The sequence below is a fragment of the Aquabacterium sp. genome (assembly GCF_016195855.1).
In the GTDB taxonomy this organism is placed as follows: domain Bacteria; phylum Pseudomonadota; class Gammaproteobacteria; order Burkholderiales; family Burkholderiaceae_C; genus Aquabacterium.
Window position 1 is genome coordinate 118,504 of the sequence record NZ_JACPYU010000023.1, and the last position, 22,334, is coordinate 140,837.

The 22,334-nt window shown below is 65.2% G+C and carries 22 protein-coding genes; 8 read left to right on the forward strand and 14 right to left on the reverse strand.

The features are described 5' to 3' along the window. Positions 1-8: 8 nt before the first annotated feature. Genes HY019_RS19195 through HY019_RS19230 form a run of 8 tightly spaced genes read right to left on the reverse strand, consistent with a single transcriptional unit; the run spans position 9 to position 6,864 of the window. Positions 9-2,798 carry a hypothetical protein gene (locus HY019_RS19195; RefSeq protein WP_290695249.1) on the reverse strand — a complete coding sequence of 930 codons (2,790 nt, stop codon included), beginning with the start codon at positions 2,796-2,798 and terminating at the stop codon, positions 9-11. A 20-nt stretch (positions 2,799-2,818) separates the two neighbouring features. Continuing rightward, positions 2,819-3,622: a hypothetical protein gene (locus HY019_RS19200; protein WP_290695252.1), complete on the reverse strand. Its 804-nt coding sequence runs from the start codon at positions 3,620-3,622 to the stop codon at positions 2,819-2,821. A gap of 26 nt (positions 3,623-3,648) precedes the next feature. Further along, entirely contained in the window at positions 3,649-4,065 is a 417-nt protein-coding gene (locus HY019_RS19205) for a hypothetical protein (RefSeq protein WP_290695254.1), read from the reverse strand. Continuing rightward, positions 4,052-4,600, reverse strand: a complete 549-nt coding sequence (locus HY019_RS19210; protein WP_290695257.1) for a GNAT family N-acetyltransferase — start codon at positions 4,598-4,600, stop codon at positions 4,052-4,054. The genes HY019_RS19205 and HY019_RS19210 overlap by 14 nt, the downstream gene beginning before the upstream one ends. After that, entirely contained in the window at positions 4,597-5,118 is a 522-nt protein-coding gene (locus tag HY019_RS19215) for a tail fiber protein (RefSeq protein ID WP_290695259.1), read from the reverse strand. Before HY019_RS19215 ends, HY019_RS19210 begins: the two co-directional genes overlap by 4 nt. Positions 5,119-5,129: 11 nt before the next feature. Beyond that, positions 5,130-5,651, reverse strand: coding sequence for a tail fiber protein (locus HY019_RS19220; RefSeq protein ID WP_290695261.1), 522 nt, complete (start codon positions 5,649-5,651; stop codon positions 5,130-5,132). 13 nt (positions 5,652-5,664) lie between these two features. Continuing rightward, positions 5,665-6,177 carry a tail fiber protein gene (locus HY019_RS19225; RefSeq protein WP_290695263.1) on the reverse strand — a complete coding sequence of 171 codons (513 nt, stop codon included), beginning with the start codon at positions 6,175-6,177 and terminating at the stop codon, positions 5,665-5,667. Between the two features lie 15 nt (positions 6,178-6,192). Continuing rightward, positions 6,193-6,864, reverse strand: a complete 672-nt coding sequence (locus tag HY019_RS19230) for a PEP-CTERM sorting domain-containing protein (RefSeq protein WP_290695265.1) — start codon at positions 6,862-6,864, stop codon at positions 6,193-6,195. Between the two features lie 223 nt (positions 6,865-7,087). Here HY019_RS19230 and HY019_RS19235 point away from each other — a divergent pair, with 223 nt between their 5' ends. The 3 genes from HY019_RS19235 (at position 7,088) to HY019_RS19245 (ending at position 10,464) form a co-directional block, all read left to right on the forward strand. Then, the gene (locus tag HY019_RS19235; RefSeq protein WP_290695267.1) at positions 7,088-7,930 is read left to right on the forward strand and encodes a hypothetical protein; all 843 of its coding nucleotides are present in this window, start codon (positions 7,088-7,090) and stop codon (positions 7,928-7,930) included. 24 nt (positions 7,931-7,954) lie between these two features. Then, complete coding sequence (locus HY019_RS19240) at positions 7,955-8,476, forward strand: SET domain-containing protein-lysine N-methyltransferase (protein ID WP_290695269.1); 522 nt, start codon at positions 7,955-7,957, stop codon at positions 8,474-8,476. Positions 8,477-8,628: 152 nt separating this feature from the next. Next, positions 8,629-10,464: an ATP-binding protein gene (locus HY019_RS19245; RefSeq protein WP_290695271.1), complete on the forward strand. Its 1,836-nt coding sequence runs from the start codon at positions 8,629-8,631 to the stop codon at positions 10,462-10,464. On the opposite strand, the gene HY019_RS19250 is transcribed toward HY019_RS19245, so the two are convergent. The 3 genes from HY019_RS19250 to HY019_RS19260 all read right to left on the reverse strand — a co-directional run bounded on the left by HY019_RS19250 (position 10,465) and on the right by HY019_RS19260 (position 13,058). After that, positions 10,465-11,262 carry a PEP-CTERM sorting domain-containing protein gene (locus HY019_RS19250; protein ID WP_290695274.1) on the reverse strand — a complete coding sequence of 266 codons (798 nt, stop codon included), beginning with the start codon at positions 11,260-11,262 and terminating at the stop codon, positions 10,465-10,467. Between the two features lie 69 nt (positions 11,263-11,331). Continuing rightward, a complete protein-coding gene (locus HY019_RS19255; RefSeq protein WP_290695276.1) occupies positions 11,332-12,102 on the reverse strand; it encodes a PEP-CTERM sorting domain-containing protein in 771 nt (256 codons plus the stop codon). 212 nt (positions 12,103-12,314) lie between these two features. Then, entirely contained in the window at positions 12,315-13,058 is a 744-nt protein-coding gene (locus tag HY019_RS19260; RefSeq protein ID WP_290695278.1) for a PEP-CTERM sorting domain-containing protein, read from the reverse strand. Positions 13,059-13,336: 278 nt separating this feature from the next. On the opposite strand from HY019_RS19260, the gene HY019_RS19265 reads away from it, so the two are divergent. Beyond that, positions 13,337-14,371: a putative solute-binding protein gene (locus tag HY019_RS19265; protein ID WP_290695280.1), complete on the forward strand. Its 1,035-nt coding sequence runs from the start codon at positions 13,337-13,339 to the stop codon at positions 14,369-14,371. Between the two features lies 1 nt (position 14,372). On the opposite strand, the gene HY019_RS19270 is transcribed toward HY019_RS19265, so the two are convergent. After that, the gene (locus tag HY019_RS19270; RefSeq protein WP_290695282.1) at positions 14,373-15,074 is read right to left on the reverse strand and encodes a PEP-CTERM sorting domain-containing protein; all 702 of its coding nucleotides are present in this window, start codon (positions 15,072-15,074) and stop codon (positions 14,373-14,375) included. Positions 15,075-15,315: 241 nt separating this feature from the next. Beyond that, complete coding sequence (locus HY019_RS19275; protein ID WP_290695284.1) at positions 15,316-15,528, reverse strand: hypothetical protein; 213 nt, start codon at positions 15,526-15,528, stop codon at positions 15,316-15,318. A 990-nt stretch (positions 15,529-16,518) separates the two neighbouring features. Between HY019_RS19275 and priA the strand changes: the two genes are divergently transcribed. After that, the gene (gene priA / locus HY019_RS19280) at positions 16,519-18,633 is read left to right on the forward strand and encodes a primosomal protein N' (protein WP_290695286.1); all 2,115 of its coding nucleotides are present in this window, start codon (positions 16,519-16,521) and stop codon (positions 18,631-18,633) included. On the opposite strand, the gene HY019_RS19285 is transcribed toward priA, so the two are convergent. After that, on the reverse strand, positions 18,630-19,457 hold the full coding sequence (locus tag HY019_RS19285) for an HDOD domain-containing protein (RefSeq protein WP_290695288.1): 828 nt from the start codon (positions 19,455-19,457) through the stop codon (positions 18,630-18,632). The genes priA and HY019_RS19285 overlap by 4 nt on opposite strands. A gap of 214 nt (positions 19,458-19,671) precedes the next feature. Here HY019_RS19285 and HY019_RS19290 point away from each other — a divergent pair, with 214 nt between their 5' ends. From HY019_RS19290 to cynS, 3 genes are all read left to right on the forward strand, one after another. Then, positions 19,672-20,520, forward strand: a complete 849-nt coding sequence (locus tag HY019_RS19290; RefSeq protein WP_290695291.1) for a hypothetical protein — start codon at positions 19,672-19,674, stop codon at positions 20,518-20,520. A 55-nt stretch (positions 20,521-20,575) separates the two neighbouring features. Beyond that, a complete protein-coding gene (locus tag HY019_RS19295; protein WP_290695293.1) occupies positions 20,576-21,550 on the forward strand; it encodes an alpha/beta hydrolase in 975 nt (324 codons plus the stop codon). 65 nt (positions 21,551-21,615) lie between these two features. Continuing rightward, entirely contained in the window at positions 21,616-22,059 is a 444-nt protein-coding gene (gene cynS / locus HY019_RS19300; RefSeq protein ID WP_290695295.1) for a cyanase, read from the forward strand. Positions 22,060-22,334: the final 275 nt, after the last annotated feature.

Sequence of the window (22,334 nt, forward strand, 5' to 3'; positions counted from 1 at the left end):
GGGTTGCATCAAGCCGGCAACCCGTCCATCACCACCTGCCAGAGCTTCTCGGGGTAGCCCGGCATGCCGTCGGCCGTGAACACACGCTGGCCGATGCGCAGGCCCAGCTGGCGGTAGCTCTCCCACTGGGCCTCGTCGAAGAACTGGTCCATCGTGGTTTCTTGCGGGAAGCACTTGTGCGTGTCCTGGTATTGCTCGATGTCCACGCCCATATGGGCCAGCAGCGTGGGCTTGACCAGGATGATGCGGGCAAACAAGGCCCCGGGCGCCACACCCCGATCGGCACTGCGTTCGGTGCCCAGCACGTCCAGCATGATGGCGCAGCGGCCACTGCGCTCGGGTAGCTTGCCATCGGTGCCGCGTTTGAAGTCTTCGGGCCGGGCGAACACCTGGTTGAGCAAGGCCTCGCCATGGGCGCGTTTGTGCACACGTATCTCCAGCCCATGGTCGATGCGCACCAGGCGCGTGAGGTTGGCCAGGTCTTCGAACTGGTAGTCCGGGTCGCAGCCGCAGTCGGCCACCACGATCAGGCGCACCTGGCGCGGCCGGTCGGTGCGCAGCAACTCGTAGATGGCCATGTTCTCGAAGTGCCCACCGTCTGACAGGTACTGATAGGGGCGGTGGTCGCCATAGAACAGGCCGCGCAATTCATCCAACAAGTAGGTCTGGGTGGGGAAGGCCTTGCGGAACCAGCCTTCCTGCATGGCCGGTGTGAGCGGCAGGCCCTTCCACCAGCGGCCCAGGCGCACATTGGCAAAGCCCAGCGCGAGGGACACGCCCAGGTCGGTGCCACGCCCCAGCCCGGTAGAGAAGGCCGCGCCCGACACGCCCAGCCATTCACCAAAGGACAAGGGGAAGGCCAGCTCGGATTCGTCGCTGCCATTGCCCAGGGGGTAGGCCTCCTGGTCCAAGTAGATGCCGCCGGGCGCCACCACCAGGGGCTTGCCTTTGCGATCGCGTTGCACCAGTTGTTCACCGGGGCTCACGCTCTGGTTCACGCACACGTTGACATAGTGGATGGGCGCCAGCGGGTTGCGGTGGATCTCATCCGTGGAGAGGCTGTCGCCCTTGATGGGCTCGGCCACGTCGCGGGCTTCACTGCCAGCGTCCGGCGCAAAGCGGGCATGGTTGGTGGCGCCCAGGTAAGCACGCGTGATGCGCGCGCTGTAAAGGCTTTGCAGTGTGGACAGGTTCAGGAAACCGGGGAATCGGCCCACCACCACGGCCATCAAGGTGAACAGGCCCAGCGCACTCAGCGCATAGACCATGGCGCTGTGGGCCAGTGCGGCGTTCCAGAACACATTGGGGTCGATTTGCCCCTTGGGCCAGGTGACCTTGAGCAGGGCGATGTCCAGCGAAGCAGCCACCGTCAACCACAGCAGGACGCCCACCGTGCCGGCAATCAGGGGCATGGGCAGCTTCTTGAACAGACCGCCCTTTTGCTCATCCCCCAGCTGTTGTGCGCCAACCTTGAGCAGCCATACCAGGCCCGCCATCAGGGCCGACACCAGTGCCGCATGTTTGTAGGACAACCACAGCCAGGCGGTCTGCGCGACCGTCTCGACGCTGGCCAGGGCGCCCACGGCCAGGATCGCCATGAGGCTGGTGCTGAGCCAGCGGGTCAGCAGCACGCGCTGCAGCGTGATGGAGCCTTGGGGGGAGTGGCGCGCCCGCCGCGTCGAGACCATGTACCAGACGATGGACAGCACCGTGCTCACACCCAGCCCTGCCAGGACCGCTGCCAGTGGTGGCCGATCGCCCGCGTGCATCACCAGGCCGGCCAGCGCCAACAGCACCAACCCAAGGAGCAGCCCCAGTGCGGAGGCCCAGCTCCAGTACTGGGGCGGCGAGGCCAGGTGATCGTGCAGGGCGGTATCGGTGGTGGCGCTGCCGGCACCGCCGTGTGCGTGGGAGCTCATCACATTGAGCTGTTTGACGACGCGCATGGCGCCTGTCCGCCCGGGCGTCGGGTGCGAGAACCAATAGGCAATGCCCAGCGGCATCCCCGCGAGCAACAACACCACGCCGCACAGCGCCCAGGTGGGGCTCCACCAGATCAGGGTGTCGCTGCCAAGCGCCTGCTGGAGCAGCTGGGCCTCCAGGTCATTGAAGGGCAGCCAGTAGGTGGTCAGCGCCCAGCGCACGGCTTGCAGCGAGGCCAGCACGACCAGCAGCACGGAGGCCACCACATACTGCGTGGCAAACCAGTTGCGCACCGCGATGGTGATGCCGTAGAACAGGTCGCCCGTGCCGCTGGGGGCCATGTAGCGGCCGTTGTCGCGCAGCCAGGCCAAGGCGGTGCGGCCCGGGTGCTTGGGTTCGTAGTGGCTGCTGCGGTGGATGCGGGCGGGCGGCTCTTCTTTCAGGGCCTCGTAGGCGCGCTGCGTGGTCTCCAGTGCGGTTTCATGGTGCGTGCCCGACAAACGCCCCCGTACGAACAGGCTGCTGAAGAAGCCACCGATGTAGCCCCCGCCGCTGACCGTGCTCAGAAAGTCGAACTGCGCCAGCAGGGGCCAGCGCGGCCGATCGGGCTGGGTGCCAGCCGGGTCTTCGGTCTTGGCCAGCGCCTGCAGCAGGCCCAGGCAGAAGGTGGCGCTGCGGATGCCACCACCCGACAGCGACAGCGCCCATTGCGCCTGTGAGGCGGGCGGGGTGGCTGGTGCCGCTTCACCAGATGCGGCTTCACCGCCGCCCCTTTCAGGGCGAACAATGCCCAGGGCCGCACGTCGGGCACGCGCCCGGCTGACCTCTTCGTGCGCGCTGGGGGTGTGGTCGATGGGGGGGCGGTCGGTGGACATGGTGGCGCTCCTGGCTGTGCTCATGCGGCGCGCGGGTCACCCTGCAGGTAGTGGCCAAACACCTGCTTGTAGGCAGAGGAGGTCAGCTCACCCAGCTTGCCGTCCTCGCGCAGGAAGATGCCCGGGAACTGGTTGAGAAAGTGCTGCAAGGCGATGCCACCAGGGGCCACCACCTTGGGGTTGTAGCGCAGCGCGGCGCCCGGCGCGGCCACGGCATCGGCCAGCTTGGGCTCATTGGTGTGCGAGGCCGCGTCCACCGCGCCCTTCTCGGCCAGGCGCCGCAGCAAGGCCGCGGCCCCGATCTGCTTGGACACGGCGGTGGGCGACCAGATGCCGTCCTTCACATACTTGCCGCACTTGTACTGGTTGGTGCTGGCCCACAGATAGGGCGACTTCACCTCGGGGTGGTAGGTGCGGTAGCCCCAGCCGTTGTAGGACTCCCACTTGAACAGGATGCCGGGGATGCTCCAGTCCGTCCACTGCGGGTAGCGGTCCAGCGTCAGCGCATCGGTGGCGCTGTCTTCCCAGCTGAAGGGGGGCTGGCCCGTCTTGGGCCGGCCGGCCGGCACATTGACCGTGCGCCGCGTGAGCGGGTCACCGTTGTGCAGGTGGCATTTGAAGTCCAGCCCGGCCTCCATGGCGTGGATCACGCCCACCACATACCAGGGCACCCCCATGGGGTCGGCCACGCTGCTGTAGCGGGCCTGGCTGCCCATGATCTGGTTGGCCAGTTTGTCCACGACGGACGCGTTGTCCGGGTTGATCTGGCAGGTGTCAAACAACTGCTGGTATTCGGCGCGAAGGGCGGCGCTCAAGGTGGGCATGGGTCATCCTCTGAAGGGTGGCTTGCTCAGGTCAGCAGGCTGAAGTGAGCGGCGTAGGTGATGTGTTCCCCCTGCCCGACGGGCTCCAGGTACACGGCCACATCGCCTGTCTGCGCGTGCTGCAGCGTGTACAGGCCTGGTCGCAAAGGCAACGCTCTGGGGCCTTCGAAAGACAAGGTGAACTGCTCGACACCAGTGTGCGATGCCGCATGCGCGCTTTCGATGACATCGCTCAAGATCAAGGCCACTGGCCGGCCCAGTGTGGTGTGGCAGCCAAAGCGCAGGCCCTGCAGCGCCTGCCAGCGGGCGAGGTGGCTGGCAGCCGGCGTGGCACCTTCAAACGGTGTGGCGTTGGCGGGGGGCCGTGCCGCCCAGGCGGCACCCATGGTGGCGCCGCTCAACAGCACGCCACCGCCGTGGACGAGAAAGTCACGCTTGTTCATGTTGGTACTCCATCACAACGGTAGGTAGTCGGGTCATGGCCTGATAAAGGCCTGAGGTGCCCTGGATGTCAAAACCCAGGCGGGCATACCAGTGGCGCACGGGGTTGTCGATCATCACGTGCAGGTGGGTGGCGCGGCCCATGGTGTCGGCCAGGTGCAGCAAGGTGCCCAGGCAGGCGCGTGCACCGCCTCGCCGCCGGAAGGCGGGCAGCAAGGTGATGTCCACCACCCGCACACCCGCTTCGTCTTCGTGCAACCAAAGGCGGCCGGCAGCCTGGCCTTCATGGCGGATCACCAGCTCGATGGCGGCGGGGTAGTGCAAGGCCACCGAGCGGCGCTGTGCCAGCAGCTGCATGCCGATGAAGGCCTCGCGTCGGGTGGTGTCCGGCCCGAGCAGGTCGAGCTCGATCTGCCGCGTGCTGGCAAACACTTCACGCAACACCGCTTGATCGGCCGCCGTGGCCCGCGTGCACTGCCACGGGCCCTGCAGGGCCCAGAGCAGGCGCGTGATCAGGCTGGTGTCAGTGCACATCATGAGCGTGGCGGGAAGATGCCTTGCATGGCAATGATGAAGTTCAGCGCCAGCACAGGGGGCTGGTTGTTGTGCGCCCAGCCCGCGCCATTGGCCTGCACCGCGCCACCGGCCATCGTGGCCGGGTTGCTGGGGCTGCGGTAGAGCGCGGCGTTGTCGGCGCTGCGTGCCCACATGGCTTGCGGGCCGGGCTGTTTGCTGTCCGGTGCGGCGGCGCTTTGCACGGCATGGTTGTGCTGCGGCATCTCGGCCTGGTTCAGGGTGTGCGTGGCCTCACCACCTGATTCACCCAGGTCGCGCGGCGTCAGCCCCGGTCCAATCCCCGCACCCAGGGGCATGCGGCCCTGCAGATTGGGCAGGGCGAAGGTGCTCTTGCCATCGCCACCATAGTTGGTGCCCAGGAGCGAAAACAGCGCTGTGTTCTGCGAGATGGGCAGGAGTTGCCCGTCGCACAAGGCCCAGCCGGCCGGGGCGAAGTTGCCGGCAAACAGCCGGATCTCGCCAATGAATGCATCACTCATCAGATGTCCTTTCAGCCTTGCGACGGGAAGATGCCGAACAAGGAGATGATGAAGTTCAAGCCCAGGAAGGGCGCCATGTTGTTGTGGGGCTGGCTGCCGCCCGTGGCCGTCATGGCCTGAGGTGCCAAGGCGCCGCCACCCGGTGTGTTGCCGTAGAAGTTGGTGGTCACGGCCGTGCCGGTGAGGCTGCCGGCCACGCCACTGGCCGCGCTGGCGGCCGCCGTGGTGGCGTTGAGCAGGTGGTTGTGGCTGGGCATCTGGCCCGGGGCGAGCGTGACCTGCTCTACACCAGCCAGCTGCCCTATCGTGCGCGGGCTCAAGCCTGGCCCGCTGCCCTGGTGCAGCGGCACGCGGCCCCGCATGTCGGGCAGGGCAAAGGTGGTCTGGCCATCGCCGCCATAGGTGGTGCCGATCAGGTTGAACAGCACCTCGTTTTCGGCAATCGACAGCACGCTGCCGTCACACAGGGCCCAGCCCGCCGGGGCAAAGTTGCCCGCGAACAGACGGATCTCGCCAACATAGGGTGTTGCCATGGGGGCTCCGTGCTCAATTGCGCGACGGGAAGATGCCCGTCATCGCGATGATGAAGTTGACCGTCGTGAACGGTTGCATGTTCTCGTGGGGCTGGCTGCCGCCGCTGGGCGCAATCGCCTGCGGGCTCATGGGCTGCAAGGGAGACGAGCCCGGTGCATAGATGTCCTTGCCGCCACGCCCCTTGGCCGCCGGCACATTGCCCGCGGGCGAGGTGTTGTTGGCCAGGTCGGCGCTGCCTTGCAGGCCATGGGCATGGGGTGGGAGTTCGTTGACCGTCAGGGTGTGCGCTTCTTCGCCCACGCGGCTGCCCAGGGGCAGGCTGGCGCTGGCGTGAGCCGGGCTGCGCCCGCGCAAATCAGGCAAGGCGAACGTGGTCTGGCCATTGCCACCATAGGTCGTGCCCAGCAGGGCGAACAAGGCCTGGTTCTGCGAGATCGGCAGCAACTGGCCATTGCACAAAGCCCAGCCTTTGGGGGCAAAGGCGAAACTGGTCTGGCGGATTTCGCCCAGGAAAGGTGTCGACATGGCAAACCTCCCAGCTCAGTTGCGACGCAGCTTGCGGGCCAGGCCCAGGCTCAGCAGCCCGACCAGCGCCAGGGCGCCTGAGGCGGGCTCGGGCACCGGTGCGGTCTGAATGTCGATGCGGAAATCGGCGAAGTTGTTGGACTGGCCCTGACCCCGGTCCACAAAGTGGATCTCGTCGAGCTCCAGCACCACGCTGTGTGGCGAGAGCAGGCGGATCGCGTTGTGGTTGTTCAGGGTGGGCAGGTTGTCCACACCGACAAAACCGCTGGGCGCAAAGTTGTCGAAGGCCGAAAACGCCAGCCCGGTGATCGTCTGGCCGTTCACGCCCAGGTTGTCGAACACGTAGCGTGCATGTTGGCCGCCCGCGCCCAGGTAGCCCGTGGTGCCGTTGCTGGCGCCCTCGGCCACCCGCACCAGGATGCTGGTGCCACTGATCGTGATCGATTCCAGCGGCAGCATGAAGCCGCTGATCGCGCCACCGATACCAGGCAGGATCTGCCCGGACGGGCTCACGCTTTGCTGGAAGTCGAGCGGGGTGGGGTCGATGTTGATGCCATCTGAGGTGATGCCGCCGGGTGCCAGCAGGGACACGTCGATCGTGCTGCTGAAGGAAGCGGCTTGCGCCAGACTGGCTGCGGACAAAGCGAGCACGAAGGCCAGGCGCTTCATCGGGACGTTCAATTGCATGCGAACTCCTGAGGTGGATGTGCCAATCGCCCATCTGGCCACAGGCTCGCGAGGCTTGACCATCCCTAGTTCTGCCGCGCGTGGCGCCGCAGGTGACTTTGTTCAACTGTGCAGGGTGCCCGATGCTGCGATCATTTATGGGAGCGTTCGCCAGGGCGCGCCGCACTCAGCTTGAGGTTTGTGTACATTGGCCAGCGGCAGGCCAGCCGACTCTCCAGCACCCATGAACGCGGTTTCTTCTTCCAGCAGCACGCACCGACCCGTCCCGGATGATGTCCGGGGCGTGTGGCGTCGCACCTTGCTGCAAACGGACACCGACACCGGCCAGCCACCGCTTGAAGATCACAGCAGCTGGGTGCGCTGGATGCAGACCAGCTTGTGGCACGCCGACTTGCGCGTGCCACAAAGCGCCATGCAGGGCCGCGAGGCGCGCCCCTTGCGCGAACTCAGCGCCGTGCAACGGGCTGCGTTGGCAGCCCAGGAAGGCTTTGCGGGCATCACCCAGTTCGACAACCTGCCGGAAGGGCAGATCTGCAACTGGCTGCGCCGCACCGATTACCAGCCCCCCGCCTTGCAGCCTGATGCCGGCTGGCTCGTGTTCGATCGCCCGGACCGGATCATCGAAATCGGCGTGCATGCCAGCTACAACGAGATATGGGAGCGCCTGCCCGATTCCATCGGGCGTTTCGTGACCCTGGCCGAGTTGACCGATGAGGGGCAGGACACGGGCGCGCGCATCCTGGTGGCTGGCAGCTACATGATGACGGTGCGCCCCCGCATGGCACGTTGGCCGCGCGGCATGAACCCGGGCTACACCCTCACCGATGTGCTGCTCCACAGCCCGGACCAGGCGCTGGACTGGCTGGCTTGCGAGATCTCGTTCGGACACCTCTCGCCAGGCCAATGGGCCATCGAACGCTCGACCTTGCCCGAACGCGAGGGCCAGGTCTGGGATTGGGCGATGCAAAGGGTGGACGCGCACCGTGCCCTGGTGCAGCAAGGCGCATCCAGCACCACCTGGCAGGTGCTCGAATGGTGTTGCGACAGCGATCAGATCGGCGCTTGAGAGGCTCTGCGCGACAATCGGGGCATGCCGACCCTGCGCCCCCTTGCTCCTGCCGCACTGCCCGAGACGCCCGAAGCCCCCGTGGCCGCGGGCGCCGACACGGCACCGCCCCCCAAGAAGCAGCCCGCTGATCCGCAAAAGTTCAAGGTTGAGGTGGGCCCCAGCGCCATTGATGGGCAGGGCGCTTTTGCGGGTGAGCCCATCGCGGCGCGCCGCAAGATCGGCGAGATCCGGGGCGAGTTCATCGACATGGCCACCGCCCGCGCCCGTGCCCGCGAGGCCGAGCGCACCACAGGTCGCATCTTCATGGTGGCCATTTCGGACAAGCGCGCGGTGGACGCCACGCACTCCACCGATCCCCTGCGTTTTGCCAACCATTCCTGCTCGCCCAATATGGTGCTCAAGGTGCAGCAAGGGCGTGTGGCCTTCTATGCCCTGCACGACATCGAGGCCGGCGAAGAGCTGACCGCGCGCTACGGCGAGACCCACCACGCCGGGCGCCTGCGCTGCTGCTGCGGCGCGCCCAACTGCATCGGCCGCCTGTAAGGCCTAACCCTTGCGCGTCGCCCCTGGTTCCCCCCTGTTCTCGCCGGGGTAGAGGGCGAAAACGCGCGCAGCGCACAGGCCATCGCGCGCAAACCCAGATGGGTCTGGATTGAATGCGGCCCGATACTCAGGCGCATCAACCGACATCTTTCATGAACACCAGGGATCAGACCGATCTGCAGACCCAGTTGTGGGCCGAGCGGGTCCACATGCTGTGCGTGCACGTGCCCACCGTCATGGTGATGGCCGTCGGTTTTGCCATGGCGCTGGGCTGGTTGCTGCACGACCAGGTCGACCCGCTCAAGATCTGGTGGTGGTTCAGCGTGCGCTCGATCGTGGTGATGATCCGGGTCGTGCATGCGCGCTACTACATGCGCTCGGAGGACAAGACCAACCGGGCCTGGTACCACAGCTTCCTGACGCTGGTCATGGTCGACGGCCTGCTGTGGGGCGCGGCCTGGTGGTGGCTGGTGCCCGTGGACCGGCTGGACCTCACCGCCATCACGCTCACGGCCATCCTCGGGGTGGCCTCGCTGTCGGCCTTCATCCTGCATGCCGATGTGCGGGCCACGGCCTGCCATGTGCTGGCCATGCTGCTGCCCTGCGCGGTCTACAGCCTCACCCGCCACGATTCCTACGGCCTTTTTGGTGCGCTCAGCCTGACCGCCTTCACCGCCTTGCTGCTGCTGGAGGCCCACCGGGCTTATGCGCGCCTGGTCGAGTTGCTGACCCTGCGCTTTGCCCACGAACGCGTGCTGCAGGAGCGCGAGCACGCTCTGGCCCTGGCGCAGCACCACAGCGAGGCCAAGAGCCGCTTCCTTGCCTCCATGAGCCACGAGATGCGCACCCCGCTGCATGGCATCCTCGGCCTGAGCCGCCTGCTGCGCGACGACGAGATCCGCCCTGTGGCCCTGCGCCGCCTGGAGCTGCTGGAGCGCTCGGGTGATCACCTGCTCACCGTGATCAACGACGTGCTGGACGTCTCCAAGATCGAAGCCGGCCACGTGCACATCGACCGCAGCTGCTTTGACCTGAGCCTGCTGGTCGACGAGGTGGCTGGCGTCTCCACCGTGACGGCCAACCGCAAGGGCCTGCCACTGCGCGTGCGCTCGGAGCTGCCCGACAACCATGCCGTGCTGGGTGACGCCATGCGCCTGAGGCAGGTGCTGCACAACCTGCTGGGCAATGCCATCAAGTTCACGGACCAAGGCGGCATCACCCTGATCGTGCGGGTGCTGGAGGGCGGGCAGCAGGTGTCCTTCGTGGTGCAGGACACCGGCGTGGGCATGTCGGAGGCCGAGCAGCAGCACATCTTCGACGCCTTCCACCAGGTCGACAACGGCCTGGGCAAACGCCACGGGGGCACCGGCCTGGGGTTGACGATTTCGCGCCAGCTGTGCCGCGCCATGGGCGGCGACCTGCGCTGCATCAGCCAGCGCGGCCAGGGCTCCACCTTCGAGTGCATCCTGCCCTTGCATGCCAGCCACGAACGGCCGGCTGCGCCAGCACAGGCCGAGCCAGTTGAACACACCGATGCCGTGGGCCAGGTGCTGCTGGTGGAGGACAACCCCATCAACGCCCTGGTGGCCGAGGCCGCCCTGCGCAAGATTGGGTTGGAGGTGCACATCCTGGACGATGGGCGCAAGGCCCTTGAATGGCTGGCCAGCCATCGGCCCGACGTGGTGCTGATGGACTGCCAGATGCCGGTCATGGATGGTTTTGAGGCGGCCCGTCAGATCCGCGTGCAGGAGTTGCGCCTGGGGCTGGAGCCCGTGCCCATCGTGGCCCTGACTGCCAATGTGTTCCCGGCCGAGCGCCATCGCTGCACGGAGGCCGGCATGAACGGCTACCTGGGCAAGCCCTTCAAGCGCGAAGAGCTGCATGCCGTGCTGGCCCGCTACATCAGCCCCCAAAAGGAAACGGGCCGCGTGGTGCGGCCCGAGGTGGCTCAGTTGGACGACGGCGGTGCGGCGTCCATGGCCGCCTGATCAGCGTGTTTGACGGCGCTTGGCTGCCACCACCAGACCTGCGAGGCCCAGGCCCATCAAGGCATGGGTCGATGGTTCAGGTACGCTGGTCACAGACCATGGAAAGTTTGGCGCATCCATCATCTCAATGGTCGAGGTGATCGTGCCGAAATCCGTGACTCCGGACAGGGCAGCCTTGCCCAAGGTCAACAGGCCCAGCGATTGGGTGAAAGTGTTGAAACCCTGCTGCGTGATGGACAGCCCGGTGATGGCAATGGATAGCCCGCTGATGGAGGTGTCGAGGGTCTGGTGTCGGAGGTATCGCTGGCTGCTGAGCCCACTGAAATGCCACAAGGCCATGTCGCTGAGGGTGCCCACGCCATTGCCGCCGATCACGGTGGCATAGATGGTTTGCGCGCTCAGATCGGCCCGCAGGTCCGTCACCGTCAATGCGCCACCGGATGACACGCTTTTGAGGACGGGAGCCGTCATGGTGAGCCCACCGCTGGTGCCCATGCCGAAGATCTCGAAGTTGGCGGGGTCGTACGTGACCGTGGTCATCGGGGCCGATGCACTGACACTCGTGTAGAAACCGTCACTGTCCTTGGTGACCGCAGATTGGGCGGCGCCGTAAGCCGCCACGGACACCTTGCCGGTATCCAGCGCGCCCAGCAGGTCCGCGCTGAAGCTCAGCGAGGCGGCCCCGGACAGGTAGGCCTGGTAGGTCGGTTGGGTGATCACGTCCGCGTGGGCTGTTGCCAAGCCCAGCAGCATGGCGGAAGCGGCCGCCACGTGATGAAGGCGAAGTGTGTGTCGCATGTCAGTCTCGCTCTGTTTGGATGGCAGAGACAGGCCAGTACCAGCCTGCCTCTGGATGCCCGGCCTGATTCAGGCCAGGCGACGCCGCCTGGCCACCGCCAGGCCCGCCAGACCCAGGCCCATCAGGGCATAAGTCGTTGGCTCAGGCACGCTCGTGATATGCCAGTCCGGGCCGGGGGGCGCGCTTAACAGGGGGTAGATGGTCGAGGTGATCGTGCCGAAGTCCGTCACCCCTGCCAGGGCGGCCTTGCCCAGCGACAGCAGGCCCAGCGACTTGGTGAAGGCGTCAAAGCCCTGCACCGTGATGGACAGCCCGGTGATCGTGGCGCTGAGGGGCGAGGTGCCGCTGCTCAGGCCATTGAAGTTCCACAGTGCCATGTTGTTGAGGGTGCCCACGCCATTGGCGCCGATCACGGTGGCGTAGATGGTTTGCGCGCTCAGATCGGCCCGCAGGTCCGTCACCGTCAACGAGCCACCAGAGGACACGCTCTTGAGTGCGGGGGCCGTCATGACCAGCCCGCCGCTGGTCCCCACGCCAAAGATTTCGCGGCTGCTGGGGTCATAGGTGACCGAGGTGATCGGTGCCGTCACGCTGACGCTGCTGTAAAAGCCGTCGGTGTCCCTGATGACCTGCGGTTGAATGATGGGCTGGTTCGGTGCGACCGATACCCTGCCGGTATCGAGGGCGCCCAGCAGATCGGGGTTGAAGCTCAGTGTCGCGGTGCCGCTCAGGCCGGCATCAAGCGGGGATGTCGTGACCACGCTGGCGTGAGCGGTGCTCAGGCCCAACAGCACGGCACAGGCGCCGGCAATGTGTTGAAGTCGAATGGCGGGGTGCATGGCGATGCCTCTCTGTTTGTGAATGGATGGGTGATCAGGCTGCGTTGGCCGGTCACAAGCTTGAGCATAGAAAGATGGTTTGATTTGCCAACAGGGTTTGTCTGTGTGACGCACCAGGGCGCAACAGCCAGAAACAAAAAACCCCGGAATGCGGGTGTGCATCCGGGGTCGTGCTCAACCAGGCCGAAGCCTGGCGAGGCGCTTGAGCGCAATCAGGCTGCGCGGCGGCGCTTGGCAGCGGCCATGCCGATCAGGCCCAGGCCCATCAGGGCGTAGGTCGAAGGCTCAGGCACGGCCGTGGCGACGATGGTCGAGCTGATCGTGCCGTAGTCGGTGATGCCTTGCATGGCCGACTTGCCCAGGCTCAGCAGGCCCAGGGCTTGCGAGAACTTGGCAAAGCCATCCGTGGTCAGGGACAGGCCCGTGATGGAGTTGTTGTAGGTGCCAGGGCCTTCGATCTTGGTGCCACCGGTCAGGGTGGCGAAGTTCCACAGCGCGAAGTTGGTGATCGTGCCCACGCCATTGCCGCCGATGATGGTGGCGTAAATGGTGTTGTTGCTCAGGTTGGCGCTCAGGTCGGTCACGGTCAGCGAACCGCCGCTGGACACGCTCTTGACCACGGGGGCAGTCAAGGTCATGCCGCCGGCCGTGGCGACACCCAGCACGTTCAGCGTGGCGTCGTCAAAGGTGATGGCCGTGCCAGGGGCAGCGGCAGAGGCGCTGACGTAGAAGCCGTCGGTGTCCTTGGTGATCGTGGAGGTGGCCGCACCGTAGTTGGCCAGGGCGATCTTGCCGGTGTCCAGGGCGCCCAGCAGGTCAGCGCTGAAGCTCAGGGTGGCCGAGCCGGTGGCGGTCAGGCCGTTCCAGCTGCCGCCCACGTTGATGGTGACGGGAGCAGCTTGGGCCAGGCCGGCTGCGACGAACATGGTGGCGGCGGCGATTTGCTTGAATGTCATTTTCATATTGTGTCCTCTTGCTCTCTTCCAGATGGGTTGGTGAGTGCGGCCCGTATCAGCGACTAGCTGGTCAGTGATGAGGATGCACCGTGACGTCAGGTTAGCGGTGACCTCCGAGCAGGCCATCAGGGTTGACTCGGATCAACTTCAGATCGACACATGAACGGGGGGTGGATTTCGCGACGAGGACACATCTGCTTGCGAGGGTTATCGCGAACTGACGCAAAATCCGCCCCGATTCAAACCGGCGCCCGGTGCGCCTTCCCTGGAGAGACTCAGTGAACAAGAAATGGCAATGGGCCGCTGCGGCGGCTCTGGTGGCGGCCAGCCCCGTGATGGCGGCCAAGCAGCATGTCTGCATCTTCGACATCCTGGGCACAGGTGGCGACGGCTACAACTCGGCCAAGGACTACGCCCTTGAGATGCAAAAGCATGGCACCGACATGGAGCTCAAGGCTTATGTGGACGAGCGCGTGGCCGTGGAAGACTTCCGCACCGGCCAGTGCGACGCCGTCATGGCCACAGCCTTGCGCACACGCGCGTTCAACGCACTGACCGCAGCCATCGATTCCGTGGGCGCATCCACCGTGGTGCGCAGTGGCAAGCTGGACATGAACGCCAGCCTGGAAGTGGTGCGCAAGACCATCCAGACCTTCTCCAGCCCCAAGGCCGCCGGCCTGATGGTGCAGGGTGCTTATGAAGTGGGTGGCATCGTGCCCCTGGGCGCCGCCTATGCCTTCGTCAACGACCGCCAGATCAGCAACCTGGAAGCCGCCAGCGGCAAGCGCGTGGCCGCCTTCGATTACGACAAGGCCCAGTCGCAGCTGATCCAGCGCGTGGGCGCGCGTCCCGTGGCCGCTGACGTGACCAACTTCGGCACCATGTTCAACAACGGCAATGTGGACGTGGTGATGGCCCCGTCCATCGCCTTCAAGCCGCTGGAGCTGTACAAGGGCATGGGCACCAAGGGCGCGGTGCACCGCTTCCCCATGACCATCCTGACTTACCAGATGATCTTCAAGCGCGACAAGTTCCCTGAAGGCTTCGGCCAGAAGTCGCGCGAAGCCTGGGCCAGTCGCTTCGACAACGTGGTCGAGCTGATCAAGCGTGCGGACGCCACCATCCCCGCCAAGTTCTGGCTGGACCCGACCGAGGTGGACGCCGAGCGCTACGTCAACCTGATGCGCGACGGCCGCATCGACATGGCCGAGAAGGGCTTCTACGACAAGAAGGGCCTGAAGATCATCAAGCGTATCCGCTGTGATGTGAACCCCGTGGCGCCCGACTGCAGCCAGCCGACCGAGACCTGGTGAGTTACCGGCCGAGTGACCGGCCTTGCCTGCGCCGCTTGCTGATCAGCAAGCCGGCCAGCCCGAGCCCCATCAGCACACTGGTGCTGGGCTCGGGCACCGCGACAACGGTGATCGTGCCGTAATCGGTGACGCCGACCAGCGCGGATTTACCCAGGTTCAGCAGGCCGAGCGAGGTCGCGAACTTGTTGAAGCCTTCCGTGGTGATGGACAGCCCTGCCAGGGTGGTGGTGTACGTGCCGGTGCTCTGGACGTTGGTGACACCGGTGATGGAGGCAATGTCCCACAGATAGAGATGGTTGAAGGTGCCCACGCCGTTGCCGCCGATGAGGGTGGCGTAGACCTTCTTGTTGGCCAGGTCGATGTTCAGATCCGTCACGGTCAGCGAGCCACCGGAAGACACGTTTTTGAGCGTGGGCGTGCTCAGGGAAAAGCCACCCGTTGTGGTGAACGACTGTACCGAACCGGTGCCGGTATCAATGGTCAGTGAGGTGATCGGGGCGCTTTCGGCCGCCTCTATGTAGAAGCCGTCGGTGTCTTTCAAGACCGTGGTGTTGGCGGCACCGTAGCTGGCAACACTTGTCTTGGCGGTGTCCAATGTGCCCAGCACGTCGGCGCTGAAGCTAAAGTGGGCCGCCTTGGGCTCAAGGACGAGGCCGTTGTAAGCGGTGCCCGTGGGGATCGTCACGCTGGCGGCTTGAGCCATGCCTGCCGCTACCAACATGGACGCCGCCATGCCTTGTTTGAATCGCAATGTCATGTGCTTCACCTGATTTTTGTATGTGATGGGCCAGCATGGCCCAGGGCCTCTGAATCTAGTGCCGCCACGATCAGTCTGGTACTGGGGCAAGCACGGGCTCAGCCGTCGGTTTGACGTGGCCCACAACCGAGCGCCCATGAAAAAAGCCTCCCGCAGGAGGCTTTTTGATTTGGGGATCGAAAACCGATCAGCCCAGGGCGGCCAGGTCGGCAGCGACCTTCTGCAGCAGGTCTTCGGTGATCAGGCCACCGGAGAACTTGGCGACCATCGACAGGGCGAAACCCTTGCCCATGCCGATTTGCGGGTGGGTCGAGATGCCGGGCAGGTGCTTTTCCAGGATGGCCTTGGTGGTTTCGTTGTCCAGCAGGTCGCCGAGTTTGGATTCGATCGAGAAGCTCATGGTTGTCTCTCTAAGGATGATGGGTTGACACAGATAAGCGCACCCCGCATGTCTGCAGGCGACCTGCTTTGGGCGCATCCTCAAGCATAACAAGCTTCAAACGGGTGTTTGCGGCCAGGGCGGGATTTTCCTGTCCCGGGAACAGGTGTGTGGTGTTGACCTTGCCCCGAACCTGGCTTGCGGTAACACAAATTCCGCGCGATTGCGCCGCTGGAGGGGCCCAATTTTTGTGTTAGCCCACCCTACTTATCCCCAAAAAAGGGCGAACGAGACGGCGCTTGTCCGCTTTGACGGAGGCCCTTGCGCAAATCACGGGCATACGTCTTAAGTGCTTGATTTTGAATGAAATTTCGACTTTGCTTGTTCTTGGTGCAGATCAGGATAAACCCCAGCAGGACAAGCAGTTAGCGCGGGTGTGCATAGGTTTCCCACAAAGTTATCCACAGAAAAGGTGAACAAGTCCAGATGTAAGTAAATCAAGCACTTAGCGGCCAGTGCTCTGGGCTGACTTTGAGTGTTTCCGGCAAGTGAAGGTCACGGAGGGGCCCCAAGCCGCCAGGCTGGCGCGTTCGGCCCAAAACGCGTGAAAGAATCGGCCGGGCATCCGGGTTCAATCCGTGAACAATGTCACAGTGTCTGACAAAGTGTGTAAGGCTTTGAGCAACTAGGGATTACCCTCGAAATTGACGAGCGATACCACACTTATCCCCATCAATGCCAACCCATGTGCACACAGATGGGGCAAAGCGATTGGAACGGTCAGATGCCCGACAATCAACGCTAAGTCATTGATTTATATAGAAAGCAAGCAATTGCCTCAAGATGAGGCAATTTGATCCAAACGACCGCCTGACAAGCATTTAGCGCGCATTTGCAAAGCTTTCCCACAAAGTTATCCACAGTCCCCGTGGATAAGGGGAAGGCCCAATCGAATCAACTACTTGCCTGCACCACTTCATATCCTTGTAAGAATTTCGGAGACAAGAACGCATGTCAGAGAATCGCCCCTCGCCATCCCGCATCGCCGTGGTGGTGGAGGCGCCTCAGCACAGTGGCCTGTGGGGCGCGCTGGACTACCTGTGCGAGCAGCCGCTGGCCCCGGGCACCTTGGTGCGCGTGCCCTTGGGTCGCCGGGTGGTGACGGGCGTGGTCTGGCAAGCCGGGGCGGACAGTGCGGCCGGCGAGGTGGTCGAGCAGGATCTCAAGGCCGTGATCGAGGTGTTCGACGGCCTGCCACCCTTGCCCGATGCCTGGAGGCAGCTTGTCAAGTTTGCAAGCGCTTACTATCAGCGTAGCCTTGGCGAAATAGCATTGATGGTGCTGCCGCCCGAGCTGCGTCAGCTGGATGCCTTGCAGTGGGGGCGCCGGCTCAAGCGCCTGAACAAGGCCGTGACCGACGCGCCCAGCGTGCCGGACGAGGGGGCCTTGCCGGTCCTGACCGAGCAACAGGCCCAGGCCCTGGACCAATTGGCCAGCGCGGGGGGCCAAGCTGGCGACAAGCCCTTCCTGTTGTGGGGCAGCACGGGCAGTGGCAAGACCGAGGTCTACCTGCGGCAGGCCCAGCGTGCCCTGGACGAAGGCCGCCAGGTGCTGATGATGGTGCCCGAGATCAACCTCACGCCCCAACTGGAGGCGCGCGTGGCCGAGCGTTTTGCCGGGCGGCGCATCGTGTCGTTGCACAGCGGCTTGACGCCGGCCCAGCGCCTGCGCAACTGGCTGATGGCGCATTACGGGCACGCCGACCTGATCCTGGGCACGCGCCTGTCGGTGTTCACGCCCCTGCCCCGCCTGGGCCTGATCGTGGTCGACGAAGAGCATGACCCCAGCTACAAGCAGCAAGATGGGGCCCGCTATTCCGCGCGCGATCTGGCGGTGTACCGGGCGCGGCTGGAGAAGGTGCCTGTGATCCTGGGTTCGGCCACGCCCAGCCTGGAGAGTTGGTACAACGCCCTGCCTGAGGCAGAAGGCGGCGCAGGCCGTTATGTGCGCCTGGCCATGCCCGCACGCGTGGGCGATGGCGACATGCCCCGTGTGCGCGTGCTGGACCTGTCACGCGCACCCAAGCCCATGCGCGGGCAGGAGCCACCACCAGTGGCGCGCGAGTTGCTGGCCGCCATCACCCAGCGCATCGAGCAGGGCGAACAAAGCCTGGTGCTGCTCAACCGGCGCGGTTATGCGCCCGTGCTGCATTGCAGTGACTGCGGCTGGAAGAGCGGTTGCCCGCATTGCAGCGCCTGGCGTGTGTTCCACAAGGTGGACCGCACCTTGCGCTGCCACCACTGCGGCTTCACCGAACGCGTGCCACGTGCCTGCCCGGATTGCGGCAACACCGACATCCACCCCGTGGGCCGGGGCACCGAGCGCCTGGAAGAACAACTGGCCGAGGCCTTGCCGGGCGCGCGCATCGGGCGCATTGACGCCGACGTCACCAAGCACAAGGGGGCGCTGGAAGAGCGCCTGGCCGATGTGCACGCCGGCGAGGTGGACGTGCTGGTGGGCACGCAGATGGTGGCCAAGGGCCATGACTTCCGGCGCATCACCCTGGTGGCGGCGGTGAACCCGGATTCGGCCTTGTTTGCCAGTGACTTTCGTGCGGCCGAGCGCCAGTTCGCGCTCTTGCTGCAGGCCGCAGGCCGGGCCGGGCGCGATGCCGATGTGGCCGGCCACAGCGAGATGTGGGTGCAGACCTACCACCCCACGCACCCGCTGTACCAGGCGCTGAGCCGCTATGACTACGCGGATTTCGCCGCGCAGCAACTCAAGGAGCGCGAGATGGCGGGCCTGCCACCCTACGCCAGCCTGGCCATGTTGCGTGCCGAGGCCAAGACGCAGGAGGCCGCCGTGGCCTTCCTGAACGCGGCCATCGAGGCCGTGGCCCACCTGGCCGAGGCGCTCGGTGGCATCACCCTGTACCCGCCCGTGCCCACGCCGGTGCAGCGCGTGGCCAATGTCGAGCGCGCCCAGTTGATGATCGAGTCGCCCTTGCGGCCGGCCTTGCAGCGCTTCCTGACCCAGTCCCAGGCCGTGTGGCTGGAGCTGGCGCAAAAAAACCGCCGCAGCGGTTTGATCCGCTGGGCGGTGGATGTGGATCCGCTGGCGATTTAGCTGATCATCGCTTCCAGGCCTTCGGCCAGTTCGGCCATCGGCGGCATTTCCTTGAGCAAGGCGTCCGGCTTGAGGCCCAGCTTCGCGCAGACATCGGCGGGGATGGTCGACGCCAGCTCTTCGGGGGCCAGCTGGTTGTGCTCGGCACGGGCGCGCCAGACAGCCAGGTGGATCACGCCTGCCACGGGGTCAAAGGGGGCGGCGGCCAGCGGGGCGGGGAACTTGCTGATGGCGTCCACGAAGGTCACGGGGAAGCGCCACTGGCGGGCCAGCTCGGCGCCGACATTGGCAAAGCTGTAGCCAAAGGACGTGGTCTCCATGTCGATGCGACGTGGGTCCATGGGCGAGGCCAGCTTGTCCAGGTGCAGCATCTGCTCGGGCATGCCGGCGTGCATCACCAGCTGGCCGATGGCGTGCATCAGGCCCACGGTGAAAGCCTGGTCCACATTGACCGAAGCACGCTTGGCCAGCCAGCCGGACACGGCCGCGGTGTGCAGGCTGTAGCGCCAGAACTGCGACAGGTCCATGCCGGGCATGGATTTGTAGCCACCGGTCAGGCCGGAGCTGATCACCAGGGTGCGCACCGTGACGAAACCCAGCATGGACAGGGCGTCGTTGACGGTGCCCACGCTGCGGGACACATGGTAGTAAGCCGAGTTGGCCAGGCGCAGCAAGCGCGCAGACAGCACCGGATCGGCCGCCAGCTTCTTGGCGATCTCATCGATCGACACGTCGTCACTGTTGAAGCTGTCAATCAGCTCGTGGACGATCTTGGGGATGGCCGGAAGGGCCTGGGGTTGCTTGAACAGTGCTTCGAGCTGCATGTTTGCCAGCCTCCATCTCGATTAAAACCAGTAGGTTCTGCCGAAATCCTTCGCGAACGTGCACTGGGTTTGTGGCAGATTGATCGCATATCGTCCCTTTCGGGGACGACTTGAGCATCGCCGATGAAAACATATTTCGAGCGATGGAAATAAAGCACGGCTTGCCCTTTGTTGCAAGCTTGGAAATGGTTTAACCAGCGTGAAGGATGTCACGATGCGGCAATCAATGAAAGCCCTGGGCGCCAGAAAGGGGCTGCTGTCCGGCCTGATGGCGTGGGCCGCTCTGGCCAGCTTGCCTGCCTGGGCGGAGGGCCAAGGCGGCCTGCCCCAGCGCAACCTGCTGGTGGAGTGGCGCATGGGCGGCCAGGGGCAGACCCAGCAGCGCAACCAGGGGATCCGCACCGGGCAGATCATCGTGGACAGCCGCGGCGGTGTGGTCGGGCGCACCAGCATCGGCATGGAGACGATCCAGACCGAAAGCCAGACCGACACCGTGCAGCAGGTGCAGGTGCTCAACGGCGGCAAGGCCCGCCTGTTTGTGGGCAAGAGCCAGCCCTATACCGTGTGGCAATGGGCCTGGACGGGCCAGGGTGGTGGTGGCCTGGGTGGGATCGGGCCGCAAACGAGCCCATCGGGTGGGGCGACTGGCGGGGTGACTGGTGGGTCAGCGGGCAACGCCACCGGCGGCAACCCGGGCCAGCCAGGCGGCTACCCGGTCAACGTGGTGCCGCAGACCGTGTGGATCGACCTGGGCCAGGGCCTCAATGTGCGCCCTCGCTGGGCGGGCGGCCACGCGCCGGTCATCGTCGAGCTGGAGGCGCAGGCCCGTCAACCCGCGCAACTGGGGTCCCAGATGGGGGGTGTCTACGGCGGCCAGGTCGACCCGGACGGGCAGACCCGCCGCATCGAGGTGGCCAGCACCCTGTCCGTGCCTTTGGGGCAATGGGCCGTGGTGGCGCGCAGTGGGGCGCGCGTGCAGCGCCAGCAATCGGGTAGCCTCTCAACCCGTGATCTGGATGACAACCAGTCCGAGCAATTGGAAATCCGCATCTCGGCACCCTGATTGGCGCCCTGAATCGCACCTTGATACCACCACGTCGTACGAAAGACCAGCCCAGATGGCCGCAGACCAGGACAAGCCGCAAGACAACCCTCATGCCGCACGCTTTTCGGCCTTGACCAAGATGCTGCTGGACAACGTCAAGCGCGTGGGCTTCCCGCCCATCCACACGCTGCCCGTCGAGCGCGCACGCGATGCCTACAAGGCCGGTGTGCGGGCCTCGGAGTTGCCGCATGCACCGCTGGCGCGGGTGGAGGACTTCCACATCCCGGGCTCGGCCGGCCCCATCCGCGCGCGCCTGTGGGCCAACAGCCATGAGCCCGAGCAGCCTGTGCTGCTCTACCTGCATGGCGGGGGCTTCGTGATCGGCAGCATCGAGACGTGTGAATCCATGTGCCGCCAGATCGCCGTGCAAAGCGGCGCGGCCGTGGTGGCGATCGATTACCGCCTGGCGCCCGAGCACAAGTACCCGGCCGGCCTGCAAGACTGCTGGGCGGCCTTCACGTGGCTGGTCGAGCATGGCCGCAGCATGGGCCTCAACGGCCATCGCATCGCCGTGGGTGGTGACAGCGCGGGTGGCACCTTGTCGGCCGCCGTGGCCTTGATGGCCCGTGATGCGGGCATCCCCCTGGCGCTGCAGGCCCTGGTCTACCCCTCGGTACAAACGCGGGTCACCACCGAGTCTTTCAAAGCTTTCTCGCGCGACACGCTGCTCAGCGCCGAGCTGATGAACTGGTTCGAGCGGCAGACCATGGGCGAGCAGCTCGACCACGACTGGCACCGCGAGCCCCTGTACGCGCCCGACCACCGGGGCCTGGCCCCGGCCTGGATCGGCCTGGCCGAGTGCGACGCCCTGACCGACGAAGGCCACCAGTACGCGCAAAAGCTGCGCGAGGCGGGGGTGCCGGTCGAGGTGCGCGAGTGGCCTGGCGTGATCCATGATTTCATCAACATGGGCCGCTTCCTGCCCGAGGCGCGGGAGCTGCACCACGCGATGGCGGCGGCCGTCAAGCACGCGCTGATTGATTCGTGATCGAACGGGGCCGGTACGGTCCTTGCTGTGCTTGAGGCTCCTAGTCGACATCGATGGAGCTGAGCATGAACCGAGAAGACGTGACCGACCTGATCGTGCAGGCCAAGGTCAAAAAGGGCCTGAAGTGGGCCGATGTGGCCACCAAGGTGGGCTTGAGCAAGGAGTGGGTGACCGCTGCCTGCCTGGGGCAGATGACGCTGACGCCCGAGCAGGCTGCGGTCATCGGCGACATCTTCGACCTGCCGGATGAGGCGCGCCTGTGGTTGCAGGAGGTGCCTTACAAGGGCTCATTGCCGACGTCGGTGCCGACCGACCCCTTGATCTACCGCTTCTATGAGTTGATCAGCGTGTACGGCACGACCTTCAAGGCACTGATCCACGAAGAGTTCGGCGACGGCATCATGAGCGCGATCGACTTCAAGATGGACCTGCAGCGCGAGCCTGACCCCAAGGGCGACCGCGTGAGCATCACCATGTCGGGCAAGTTTCTGCCTTACAAGACGTATTGATCTTGCCTTGTAGATTGTGGCGTTTTGTCGTGGGAGCGCGGGGCGCGGCTGAGGTGGCCTGCGGCTGGGCTTCATGTTGACGGTCCTGCCGTAGGCAGGACTGCCCTGCGATGCTCGCGACGAGGTGGCGCCCTCTAACTTGTATGTTTCGGGTGCTGGGGTGGAGAGACACCTTCTAACTATCAGCCGCACGAACGGACTGACGCAGTGAGAACTCTCCCACCCCACCTTGAGCGTCGATAAGGAACTGAGTGGCGGCCGCTGGCGCATGCGCC

Coding starts and splice junctions, on each gene's coding strand:
- HY019_RS19195 (WP_290695249.1), bottom strand. CDS start 2,798: ATGTCCACCGACCGCCCCCCCATCGACCACACCCCCAGCGCGCACGAA.
- HY019_RS19200 (WP_290695252.1), bottom strand. CDS start 3,622: ATGCCCACCTTGAGCGCCGCCCTTCGCGCCGAATACCAGCAGTTGTTT.
- HY019_RS19205 (WP_290695254.1), bottom strand. CDS start 4,065: ATGAACAAGCGTGACTTTCTCGTCCACGGCGGTGGCGTGCTGTTGAGC.
- HY019_RS19210 (WP_290695257.1), bottom strand. CDS start 4,600: ATGATGTGCACTGACACCAGCCTGATCACGCGCCTGCTCTGGGCCCTG.
- HY019_RS19215 (WP_290695259.1), bottom strand. CDS start 5,118: ATGAGTGATGCATTCATTGGCGAGATCCGGCTGTTTGCCGGCAACTTC.
- HY019_RS19220 (WP_290695261.1), bottom strand. CDS start 5,651: ATGGCAACACCCTATGTTGGCGAGATCCGTCTGTTCGCGGGCAACTTT.
- HY019_RS19225 (WP_290695263.1), bottom strand. CDS start 6,177: ATGTCGACACCTTTCCTGGGCGAAATCCGCCAGACCAGTTTCGCCTTT.
- HY019_RS19230 (WP_290695265.1), bottom strand. CDS start 6,864: ATGCAATTGAACGTCCCGATGAAGCGCCTGGCCTTCGTGCTCGCTTTG.
- HY019_RS19235 (WP_290695267.1), top strand. CDS start 7,088: ATGAACGCGGTTTCTTCTTCCAGCAGCACGCACCGACCCGTCCCGGAT.
- HY019_RS19240 (WP_290695269.1), top strand. CDS start 7,955: ATGCCGACCCTGCGCCCCCTTGCTCCTGCCGCACTGCCCGAGACGCCC.
- HY019_RS19245 (WP_290695271.1), top strand. CDS start 8,629: ATGAACACCAGGGATCAGACCGATCTGCAGACCCAGTTGTGGGCCGAG.
- HY019_RS19250 (WP_290695274.1), bottom strand. CDS start 11,262: ATGCGACACACACTTCGCCTTCATCACGTGGCGGCCGCTTCCGCCATG.
- HY019_RS19255 (WP_290695276.1), bottom strand. CDS start 12,102: ATGCACCCCGCCATTCGACTTCAACACATTGCCGGCGCCTGTGCCGTG.
- HY019_RS19260 (WP_290695278.1), bottom strand. CDS start 13,058: ATGACATTCAAGCAAATCGCCGCCGCCACCATGTTCGTCGCAGCCGGC.
- HY019_RS19270 (WP_290695282.1), bottom strand. CDS start 15,074: ATGGCTCAAGCCGCCAGCGTGACGATCCCCACGGGCACCGCTTACAAC.
- HY019_RS19275 (WP_290695284.1), bottom strand. CDS start 15,528: ATGAGCTTCTCGATCGAATCCAAACTCGGCGACCTGCTGGACAACGAA.
- priA (WP_290695286.1), top strand. CDS start 16,519: ATGTCAGAGAATCGCCCCTCGCCATCCCGCATCGCCGTGGTGGTGGAG.
- HY019_RS19285 (WP_290695288.1), bottom strand. CDS start 19,457: ATGCAGCTCGAAGCACTGTTCAAGCAACCCCAGGCCCTTCCGGCCATC.
- HY019_RS19290 (WP_290695291.1), top strand. CDS start 19,672: ATGCGGCAATCAATGAAAGCCCTGGGCGCCAGAAAGGGGCTGCTGTCC.
- HY019_RS19295 (WP_290695293.1), top strand. CDS start 20,576: ATGGCCGCAGACCAGGACAAGCCGCAAGACAACCCTCATGCCGCACGC.
- cynS (WP_290695295.1), top strand. CDS start 21,616: ATGAACCGAGAAGACGTGACCGACCTGATCGTGCAGGCCAAGGTCAAA.